This is a genomic window from Pseudomonas sp. LSJ-87, from assembly GCF_032971465.1.
Classification (GTDB): domain Bacteria; phylum Pseudomonadota; class Gammaproteobacteria; order Pseudomonadales; family Pseudomonadaceae; genus Aquipseudomonas; species Aquipseudomonas putida_Z.
On record NZ_JAWJYQ010000053.1, the window covers coordinates 1 to 10,510 of the forward strand.

9 protein-coding genes are annotated in these 10,510 nt (G+C 61.2%); 8 read left to right on the forward strand and 1 reads right to left on the reverse strand.

The genetic code is table 11. From position 1 onward, the window contains the following. Nucleotides 1–174 precede the first annotated feature (174 nt). From RYH74_RS23570 to RYH74_RS23605, 8 genes are all read left to right on the forward strand, one after another. Nucleotides 175–2,112 carry a flavin monoamine oxidase family protein gene (locus tag RYH74_RS23570; protein ID WP_317410286.1) on the forward strand — a complete coding sequence of 646 codons (1,938 nt, stop codon included), beginning with the start codon at nucleotides 175–177 and terminating at the stop codon, nucleotides 2,110–2,112. A gap of 144 nt (nucleotides 2,113–2,256) precedes the next feature. Next, nucleotides 2,257–3,153 (forward strand): nitrilase family protein, encoded by an 897-nt coding sequence (locus RYH74_RS23575; RefSeq protein ID WP_286100402.1) that lies wholly within the window; start codon nucleotides 2,257–2,259, stop codon nucleotides 3,151–3,153. A 10-nt stretch (nucleotides 3,154–3,163) separates the two neighbouring features. After that, nucleotides 3,164–4,318, forward strand: a complete 1,155-nt coding sequence (locus RYH74_RS23580; protein WP_286100401.1) for a hypothetical protein — start codon at nucleotides 3,164–3,166, stop codon at nucleotides 4,316–4,318. Next, on the forward strand, nucleotides 4,315–5,304 hold the full coding sequence (locus RYH74_RS23585) for an asparaginase (RefSeq protein WP_317410288.1): 990 nt from the start codon (nucleotides 4,315–4,317) through the stop codon (nucleotides 5,302–5,304). Before RYH74_RS23580 ends, RYH74_RS23585 begins: the two co-directional genes overlap by 4 nt. Before the next feature lie 91 nt (nucleotides 5,305–5,395). Further along, complete coding sequence (locus RYH74_RS23590; protein WP_075046105.1) at nucleotides 5,396–5,947, forward strand: UPF0149 family protein; 552 nt, start codon at nucleotides 5,396–5,398, stop codon at nucleotides 5,945–5,947. Between the two features lie 206 nt (nucleotides 5,948–6,153). Beyond that, entirely contained in the window at nucleotides 6,154–6,783 is a 630-nt protein-coding gene (locus RYH74_RS23595; protein WP_075046104.1) for a glutathione S-transferase family protein, read from the forward strand. A gap of 27 nt (nucleotides 6,784–6,810) precedes the next feature. Continuing rightward, entirely contained in the window at nucleotides 6,811–8,847 is a 2,037-nt protein-coding gene (locus RYH74_RS23600) for a pyridoxamine 5'-phosphate oxidase family protein (RefSeq protein ID WP_317410292.1), read from the forward strand. 174 nt (nucleotides 8,848–9,021) lie between these two features. Beyond that, nucleotides 9,022–9,918, forward strand: coding sequence for a LysR family transcriptional regulator (locus RYH74_RS23605; RefSeq protein WP_317410295.1), 897 nt, complete (start codon nucleotides 9,022–9,024; stop codon nucleotides 9,916–9,918). A 1-nt stretch (nucleotide 9,919) separates the two neighbouring features. On the opposite strand, the gene RYH74_RS23610 is transcribed toward RYH74_RS23605, so the two are convergent. Beyond that, nucleotides 9,920–10,510: a hypothetical protein gene (locus tag RYH74_RS23610; protein WP_317410296.1), complete on the reverse strand. Its 591-nt coding sequence runs from the start codon at nucleotides 10,508–10,510 to the stop codon at nucleotides 9,920–9,922.

Genomic DNA, 10,510 nt, shown 5'->3' on the forward strand with positions numbered 1-10,510 from the left:
GAGCTGCGTGAGCGCGCGCTGGCGGTGTAAGGCGTAACGGCTTTATTGACATCAACGCGGCCACCATAGATATCTCACGATCCTGTGGTGGCCGGTTGGTGCTAATTAACAACCTCCTCACGCATCTCTTGATTGATCATTCTCATGTTCCCAACTCATTGAGAACACGAGACCATGACCATCGGCTCAACACACAACCATCCTGCTGATCTGGCTATCGTGCCATCCCTGTCCGTAAAGCCGTGGGCTGCGCGTTACCCTAACCCTCCTGATCTTTGCTTTGATTATCGCCGTCTACTCGAACAAGAGGGCGGAGTTGCATACGCCACTCAGCCGGATCACCGGATCTGTATTGTCGGTGCTGGTGTTACCGGGCTAACTGCAGCCCGAGAATTGCTACGTTGCGGCTTTACCCGTATCACCTTGATCGAGCAGTCCCGACGAGTGGGTGGGCGTCACCTTACGCTGGTGAATAACGCAGGCAATCACAAGCAGCCTGTAACCCCTTTTGAAATGGGGGCCATGCGCATGCCGTTCTTCAACAGGACTGGTGAGCCCCCAAAAGATGGGCGTTCGCTTATGGCCTATTACGCCAAGCTGTTCGAGCTAAGAATTTCCGATTTTCCAAATCCCGGGACACCTTGGGTGAATGCCACTGGAATATATCTTCGTGACGGGCAATTAGCGGGTGACGGAGACCCTGCGCTGTTGATCTGGCGCAATCCCGAAGGAAAGACACCACCACCTACTGCGATGCTTCAGCAGGTCTACGATAAATGGCGCCATTTCGCGGAGCAGTTCGCCGAGCGTATTGCTGCGGTTTATGGCACTTATGGTTGGGAGTCGATGTGGTCGGCGATCGTCGAGCGCTATCATCGATTATCGTTTAGAGATCTGGTGCATTTATCCGCTGTTACGGCTTGGGACCCTGCAAACCCTGGTGATTTTGGCGGGCTAGGCATGAGTGGCGACGAGTCGGCCATCTTCTATGCAATCGGTATTGGAGATGGTAGCTGGGGAGCGTTTTATGACGTCTGCTGCCTTTACCCGCTGCGTACAGCAATCTTTGGCTTCAGCAGTCACTTGCAGTTGGTACATGGGCGTGTTGACCAGGACGGTGTGCCTTACGCTGCGCCCCATCTTGAAGCCAGCAGCGTCCCTGACAGTAAAGGATTGATGTTTCAGGGGCCAGCCTATATCGGGCTTGCGGCGATGGATGAAAGCCTCATGTTTCTGGACGTCGGGATGGGCGGTTCCTCGCTGTATGACCACCTGCTGCAACGAGATGATGGGTTACTGACCGACACTTCGGTCTGTTCCCTACAAAAGCTGGAGGATGGTCGCGTACGGGTCGGATACCGTTGGCATTGCAGTGATCCGGTGCAGGGGAACTTCCAATACGAAGACTTCGACAGCGTGATCTTGACCATCCCTTCCTGGCTGATCGAAACCAACATCCGCCTCGACGGTTTCAGCCGTCAGATATTGCCGCAGACGATCATGGATGCCTGGAAGCATGCTCATTGGGAGACAAGCTGCAAGGTCTATGCCCCGCTGAATAAGAGCTTCCTGGATCGCAACCCAGCTTTTCCGCAAATCCTGGTCACTGACAGTTTCGTTCACGATGTCTATGCCTATCGCTACAACGACCATTACGCTGATGACTGCATCCTGCTCAGTTACACCTGGGAAGACGATGCAACGAAACTGGCCGCGTTCTCAGATGAAGAACTGGGTGACAAGTGCGTGAAGGAACTCGATCGGATCCTCCTTCGCTGCAGCAACGTGGCTGAACCCATATCGCCTTATATCGATACCCGAAACATTCGCATACAGCGTTGGATGACTGATCGAAACGCGCTTGGCTGCGCAAAGTTGTATCGGGCTGGGACCTATTACGATGCAGTGAGCCTGATGAAGTACAACCGTGATCTGAGTGCCAGTTCAGGGTTGTATCTGGCTGGAGAGTCCTTCTCTGTTGACGCCGGCTGGACCGAGCCGTGTTTACGCACGGCGCTTGATGTGGTCATCAACCTGTGCAACAGAACATCGGCATCGTTCAATGGGGGCTTTAACCTGAACCACTACCCACATTATCAAGCTGGGAAATAGCTGCATCCGGGAGTTTTTGTGGGGAATTTCCTACTGGAACACTTCTCTTGTCCTTCGATCCCATAGGAACTCCCCGACTGTCACTCCCCCGCCCAACCCCGCTTTACTGGCGCCCTTCCAAAACAACCATAAAAGGAAGCCGCCATGTCTGATCACTGCACGCCCGTCAGCCCCGTACGTATCGCTGTCATCCAGTACGACCCTCAGGTCGGGCTGGAGCATTGCGATGGCAACCTGAGCAAGGGCCTGGCATTGGCCCGGTGCGCGGCGCGTGAAGGCGCCAACCTGATCGTGCTACCCGAGCTGGCCAACACCGGCTACACCTTCCACACGCGTGCAGAGGCCTATGCCCACGCCGAAACGCTGGAGGAGGGGCGCAGCCTGAAAGCCTGGGCGGATTTCGCCAAGGAGTACCAGGTATATCTGGCTGCGGGTTTTGCCGAACGCGAGGGACTGAAACTTTTCGACAGTGCCGTTCTGTTCGGTCCGCAGGGCTTGCTCGGGCATTACCGCAAGGCCCATCTGTGGAACCAGGAAAAGCTCTGGTTCACCCCTGGCGACCTGGGCTTCCCTGTGTTCGAGACACCGATCGGCCGTATCGGCCTGATGATCTGCTGGGATATCTGGTTCCCGGAAGTGCCGCGGCTGATGGCTGCGCAAGGCGCCGACATCATCTGCAGCCTGAACAACTGGGTATGGACGCCACCACCACTGTTCGATGAAACAGGGCGCTGCATGGCGTCGTACCTGACCATGACGGCGGCACACACCAACAACGTCTACATCGCTGCCGCCAATCGCATAGGTAGCGAGCGGGGCGGTCGCTTCCTGGGCTGTTCACTGATTGCCGGTACCAATGGCTGGCCCATTGGCGAGGTGGCCAGTGCAGACGAGGAGGGCATTCTCTACGCCGATGTCGACCTCAGCAGCGCCCGCTCTGCGCCGATCTGGAACAGCCTCAACGACTTGCCGCGAGACAGGCGCACCGACCTTTACGATGCGACGCTTGGCTATCGCCTTCATGCACCTATGCCCCGCTGAGGAGTTGCACATGAAAACGCTACTCTTCCCCAACCGGCAGCGTTCGTCGGTGTTGATCCTTGCCTGCCTGCTGGTGCTGCTGGCAGCCAGCCTCGTACAGGGCCAATGGCCGGACTACACGCAACTGGCCGCGACGCTCGATCAACCGTTAAGCCGCCTGCGCTGGATAGTTGGTGATATCAGCGAAGTGGCCTTCTACAAGCATGAGTTGCCCGCCCTGGGCTTGCTGCTGGGAGCTTGCCTGGCGCACTGGGCCCATGTGCATGGGTATCGCTGGCACGGCTTTGCCATCTGCTACGGCAGCGGATTATGGCCGTGGGTGTTCACCAGTTCGCTGCTGGGCTTGTTGCTCAGTCACGCGTTGTGGGGATGGACCTTGGCCAGTGGCACCTGGCAACCAACCTTCGTTGCTTTCGTATCGTTGCCAGCAGCCATGGTGCTGTTTTTTGGTGCGGGTTGGCAGGTGACCATCAGCGGCGCACTGCTGGGAGCGCTGTTGGTAACGCCAGCCAGCCTGTTCATGGTCAATTACCTGTGCTACCCCCTGCAGTTGCCGGTGGTAGTCGGCAACGTAAGCGGCATGGCGCTGGCAAGCGTGGTGGCGTTCATGCTGTGCTGGCGTTTTCCATCATGGGTACGGCCCAGCCAACCGCCCGCCGCACCTGAGCCCGTTGCGGCCCAAGCCGATTACGGTGTGGCCTGGACCTTGCGGCGTGTACTGGCCGATTTCAGCGAAGCGCCATTCTTTGGTAATGAACTGGCCAGCCTAGGGCTGCTGTTGGGGGTGTTCCTGGCATACATGCTGGCCCCCGCTGCGCCAGTCTACGGTTCGCTGCTGCTGATACCGATGGTTGCCGGGCAGGCGCTGGCATCACTGGTGGGAGTCGTGCTATGGCGTCGTCAATGGCAGGCGCGAGGCTGGTACCCCACTTACATTCCCATCGTCTCTATCGTACCTGCCGCTGTGCTCACCCACGGTGGAGGCTGGCAAGTGGTCGTAGCCAGTGCAGTGCTGGGCGCGCTGGTAGCGCCACCGTTGGCGGTGGCCATCAGTCAGCGCTTGCCGACCTGCATGCATGGTTACATCGGCAATGTAGTGTCGATGGCCATCAGCACACTGGCGATCGTTCCACTGGTCGGGCTGCTTGCTGGAGGTGGCGTATGAAAGCGCATGCAAACCTGCCCAGGTTGTCGATCGCCAGCCTGGGAGGGACGGTGAGCATGCGGGCAAGTGCAAGCGAATGCGGGGTGATGCCCAAGGTTGACTGCGCTGAGCAACTGGCTGAGTTGCCACAACTGCGTGAGATGGCCAATCTTGAAGCTGCCACTCTGGGTCTGCTCCCTAGTGCCTCGCTGGGCTTTGCGGCGATGCTCGAGGTGCTGGCCTGGGCCCGGGGCGAAGTGTCTCGCGGAGCACACGCGGTGATACTGACCCAAGGTACCGACAGCCTCGAGGAAACGGCGTATTTCCTCGATCTGCTCTGGCCGTTCGATGCGCCATTGGTAATGACCGGTGCCATGCGCGCGGCCAGCCAGCCGGGCAATGACGGCCCGGCCAACCTGCTGGCTGCGGCGCAGGTTGCACTGGCGCCGGGCAGCCGTGGGCGCGGCGTTTTGGTGCTGATGAATGATCAGGTTCACTGTGCTGCAAGGGTTCGCAAGACGGCAAGCCTTGCAATGGCTGCATTTGAATCACCCGGGTACGGAGCGCTGGGTGATGTTGTGGAAGGTACCGTGATGTATCGTCAGCCGCCTGGCCCACGGGAGGTGCTGCCGTTACCGCATCGCACCGAGCATCGGGTTGCAATGCTGGAAGCGTGCCTGGACGCAGATACGGCGTTGTTGAAGGCTACAGCGACACTGGGCTACGAGGGGCTGGTCATCGCCGGTTTTGGTGCAGGCCACGTTTCCGGTAGCTGGTCCGAAGTGCTTGGTCATCTCACGCCCACCTTGCCGGTGATTGTTGCTACCCGCACAGGCAGTGGCCCAACAGCCACGGCCTCTTACGGATTTGCCGGTGCCGAGATCGATCTGCAGAGCAAGGGGGTACACATGGCGGGGCAGTTGTGTCCGCGCAAGTGTCGCATTCTGCTATGGCTGTTGATCGGTATTGGCAGGCAGCAGCAGCTGCATGGCTGGTTGCCACGTTAAGCAATCTGCCCGCAAAGCTGTAAGCGCGGGCAGCCCTTCGGGCGTTGCTGTGCTAGGGTGCACACACTTTTGCTTCCCAGGATGTTCACCCATGCTCCCCGCACTCAGCGAAAAAGAACTCGACCGCCTCGAAGACCTGCTGATCACCTACGGCAATGACTACTCGGTACTTAACCTGGCCGAGCTCAATGGCTTTTTCACTGCACTGGCCAGCTCACCGACCACTGTCACTCCGGAACAGTGGCTGCCCGCGGTGGCTGGTGGCAAGGTGCCGAAATTCAAGAAGCCGGCACATGAAGAGGCGTATACGGCATTGATGCTGCGCTATGCCAGCCAGGTGGCGGAGGAGTTGGGCGACGATGTCGACCACTTTGAGCCGCTGTTCGAAGAAAGCGAAGGCGAAGAGGGCAGTGTGATCATCATGGAGGAGTGGTGCTTTGGCTACATGCGCGGCACTCAGGTCGCTGGTTGGGCCGAGCTGCCGCCGGAGCAGGACCAACTGCTCAAGGCCATTTCGCTGCATGGGCTCGAGGACAACTTCGAGTTGCTGGACCAGATGAGCGAAGAGGACATCCAGGCTTGTGTGCCACAGGTGATCGAGGCTGCGCGTGGGTTGTTCCGGTATTTCAACAAGCTGCACTGATCTTGCACCTGCCTTTGTAGGAGCGGCCTTGTGTCGCGATCGGGCCGCAAGGCCGCTCCTAACACAGGGGATACGCGGATCTGGATATTTCCATTATTCCGCCCCGCGAAATTATGGTTTCCCCGCCACACGGATTCTGCTGCCAGCCGAACCGGTGCAGCATGTGCTCCACCAGCCCACCCCGGTGCTGATCAGGAGCCAAGCCCATGTCGAACCCGATCAAGCTTTACAACTTCCCCAAGTCCGGCCACGCCCATCGCATCGAGCTGATGCTTTCGCTGCTGAACCTGCCCACCGAGTTGGTGTTCGTCGACCTGGCCAAAGGCGCGCACAAGCAGCCGGACTTCCTGGCCCTCAACCCGTTCGGCCAGGTCCCGGTCATCGACGACAACGGCACGGTGGTCGCCGACTCCAACGCCATTCTGGTGTACCTGGCCAAGAAGTACGACAACGGCACCTGGCTCCCCGAGGAACCCGCTGCCGCCGCTCGCGTCCAGCGCTGGCTGTCGGTCGCTGCCGGCCCATTGGCCTTCGGCCCTGCTGCCGCGCGTCTGGTCACGGTGTTCGGTGCCTCGTTCAACACCGATGAAGTGATTACCCGCGCCCATACCCTGCTGAAGGTGATCGACGCCGAGCTGGCCAACACGCCCTTCCTGGCCGGTAGCACACCCACCATCGCGGATATCGCCAACTACTCCTACATCGCCCACGCACCGGAGGGCAATGTGTCGCTGGAGCCCTATGCCAACGTGCGCAGCTGGCTGGCGCGGATCGAGGCGCTGCCGGGCTTCGTGCCCATGCCACGCACCGTGATCGGCCTGCAGACCAGCGCCTGACATCCCGCCACTGCGAGGAACGCCGCCATGCAACAGCACCCGGACCACCATTCCTCGCCCTGGCATGCGGGGGAGAAGACCCTGCAGGAAAAAGCCGGTGTCGCGGAGCGCATGGAGGCGTTCGGGCAGAAGGTCATTCGTGACTACATGCCCGACCAGCATCGTATTTTCTATCACCAGTTGCCGTTCATGGTCGCCGCCAGCGTGGACGCACTGGGGCGGCCTTGGGCAACGCTGTTGGAAGGGCCGGAAGGTTTCGTCAGCTCGCCGGACCCGCGCCAGCTGACGATCGACACTCAACTGCCAGCAGACGATCCCGCTACCCCGGGGCTGGCTGCCGGGCAGGCGGTCGGCCTGCTGGGTATCGAACTGCACACCCGCCGGCGCAACCGCCTCAACGGCCAGATCCACCAGGCCGGCGACGGGCAACTGCAGGTGACTGTGGAGCAGTCGTTCGGCAACTGCCCGCAGTACATCCAGCTGCGTGACTACACCCGCGTCGCGGAACCCGCCCAAGGGCGTGTCGATGCGACGACACTCGATGCCTCGGCTGTCAGCATGATCCAGGCAGCCGACACCTTCTTTGTCGCCAGCTATGTCGAGCATGACGACGGCCAGCGCTCGGTGGATGTCTCCCACCGTGGCGGGCGGCCCGGGTTCGTCAAGGTCGAAGGCAACCGCCTTACCATTCCCGACTACGCTGGCAACCTGCACTTCAACACCTTGGGCAACCTGCTGGTGAACCCGCAAGCAGGGTTGCTGTTCATCGACTTCAGCAACGGCAACGTGTTGCAGCTATACGGGCATGTCGAGTTGCTGCTGGACAGCCCCGCCATCCAGGCGTTCGAAGGTGCCGAGCGCTTGTGGACGCTGGAGGTCGAGCAGGTGGTGTGGCGCCCGGCTGCCGTTTCCCTGCGTTGGGCCTTCAAGGAGTACGCGCCGACCAGCCTGATGACCGGCACCTGGGCCGAGGCCGACATACGCTTGCAGCAACGCCAGCGGCAGCGCCAATGGCAAGCCTGGCGTGTGCTGCGGGTGGAGCAGGAAAGCCGTGATATCCGCTCGTTCTACCTTGAGCCTCCTGCTGGCAGTGCGATGGCCTTCGCGCCGGGGCAGCATGTTCCGGTGCAAGTCCAGCTCGACGGTGAGGCGGCGCTGATCCGCACCTTCAGCCTGTCCAGCGCGCCTTCCGACGGTTACCTGCGCATCAGCGTCAAAGCTCAGGGCCCGGCCTCGCGGCACCTGCATGAGCACGTCGTCGCAGGCGATATGCTGAACGTGCGCCCGCCAATGGGCAGCTTCACGCTGGACCAGCAGAGCACACGGCCGCTGGTGCTGATTGGCGCGGGTGTGGGTATCACGCCGTTACTGGCCATGCTGCGCGAGCAGTTGAGCAAGGGGCAGGCACGGCGCATTCATCTGTTCCATGGGGCGCGCAGCCTGGCCGACCTGCCGTTCCGTGAGGAGCTGGCAAGCTTGCGGCAACAGGCTGGCGGCCTGCTGCACGTGCACCGCGCCCTGAGCCAGCCGGAAGCGCATGCGCTGGCGGGGCGTGATTACGAGTTTGCCGGTCGGCTGGGTATCGAGCAGGTCAAGGCGACGCTGGCGCTGGACGACTACGATTTCTATCTGTGCGGCCCGGGCAGTTTAACCCAGGACCTGTATGAAGGGCTGCGCGGGGTGCATGTGCCGGATGCGCGGATCCATGCCGAAGCCTTTGGCCCGTCGACGCTCCGGCGGCACACCGACGATGACCAGCCCACCCTGCAACAGCCACCCGCTGCCAGCGAGCCGGTACCGGTGTACTTTGCGGCTTCAGCCAAGGAGGCGCGCTGGGCGCCGGGTGGCGGGACGCTGCTGGAGCTGGCCGAGGCTCGCGGATTGTCGCCGGAGTTCAGTTGCCGAGGTGGGTCGTGTGGTACCTGCAAGACCCGCTTGGTCAGTGGTCAGGTACATTACCCGAATGCGCCGGCCGAGCTGCCGGAGGCGGGGTCGGTGTTGATCTGCTGTGCCGTGCCGGCCCGGTCGGAGGAGGGCGCGCAGGCGTTGGTGCTGGATCTGTAAGGTAGCTTGTCCCGGACCTTTCGCGGGCTCGCCCGCTCCCACAGGTACTTCACTTCCCTCAGGGATGGTGAATAACCTGTGGGAGCGGGCAAGCCCGCGAAAAGGCCGGCACAGGCAACACAAAACGCTCGGATGAAAGATAATCCCCGCACCTCATGGACCTCAGGAGCCCGCATGGACCAGATCCACCTGATGAAGGTGTTCGTCGCCGTAGGCGAGCTGGAAAGCTTCGCCGCTGCTGCCCGCCGCCTGGACATCTCCCCAGCCGCGGTCACCCGTGCCGTCAGCGCCCTGGAAGATCAGCTGGGGGTCAAGCTGCTGCTGCGCACCACCCGTAGCGTACGCCTGACCGAAGCCGGTGGCCGCTACCTGGAAGACACCCGGCATATCCTCGCCAGCATCCACGAGGCCAACGAAGCCGCCGCCGGCATCAACGCCACGCCCAAGGGCGACCTGGCCGTCACTGCGCCCATCCTGTTCGGCAAGAAGTTCGTCATGCCGTGCATCGTCCACTACCTGCAGCAGTACCCCGAGGTTGACGTTTCCGCCTACTTCCTCGACCGCATCGTCAACATGGTCGAGGAGGGCATGGATGTGGCCGTTCGTATCGGCCCCTTGCCCGACTCCGGGCTCAAAGCACTGCGGGTGGGCAGGGTCCGGCGCATGCTGTGCGCCTCTCCCGAGTACCTGGCGCGCCATGGCGTGCCGAAGCACCCGTCCGACCTGGCGGAGCATGCGGTGATCGGCACCACCAACCTGTCGCCGCGAGCCGGTTGGCGCTTTGGGGTGACCGATGAGCCGACTCTGGTGCGCATGAAGCCTCGCTTGACGGTGACCAGCAATGACGGCGCCATCGCTGCGGCCAGCGGCGGGTTGGGCATTGCCCGCCTGCTGTCGTATCAAGTTGCGGATGAACTGGCCAGTGGGCAGTTGCAGGTGATCCTTGCCGATTATGAAGAGGCGCCTTGGCCAATCCATATACTGCACCGGGAGAGCAAGTATGGTTCAGCCAAGGTCCGCGCCTTCATTGACATGCTGGCGCAGGCGCTGAGGGCTCGGCAGCTGGACTGATTCAACCGAGCAGGGTGAATGTAAAGCAACCTGGGCACTGCTGTTCCAGCCACTCCTTGGCCCGTTCGCTCAGGAAGTACCCACGATAGACATCCCCTTTGAAGAAGTCGGCTTGCTCGTCGGCCTTGAGCACCTTGAGATACTGGCCGAGGTCGGCAGGGTCATGCTGCGGGTCCTTGAGCAGGTTGAGCTTGCCCATCACGAATGCCTGCCAGTACTCCGGCATACGCGCGGCAAGCTCAGGGTCATGCGGCAGGGAGTCGATGATCGAGCTCGGCCCGCCTTCCAGATCGAGGTAATCGGTAATGGGCTTGCTGGTGTCCCAGTGCAGCCAGTCGATGTGAACGATATGGGTCTTCTCCAGATGCTCGTAACGCCCGATCCCCTTCAGGCCGCTTTTTTCCAGGGCTTCCTTGACCGGCTGGGTGAGCACCAGCGAACCCGAACGTATGTAGGCGGCCGGGGTATACGGGCCGGCCCGCTCGATGCTGTCTACATCGGTATCTTCGTCCCAGGCGATCATGCCCTGGAGCAGTGCCGCGCCCCAGTCTCCCCAGGGAGTCGGCGCGTTGTCCAAGTGATAGATGTTCAT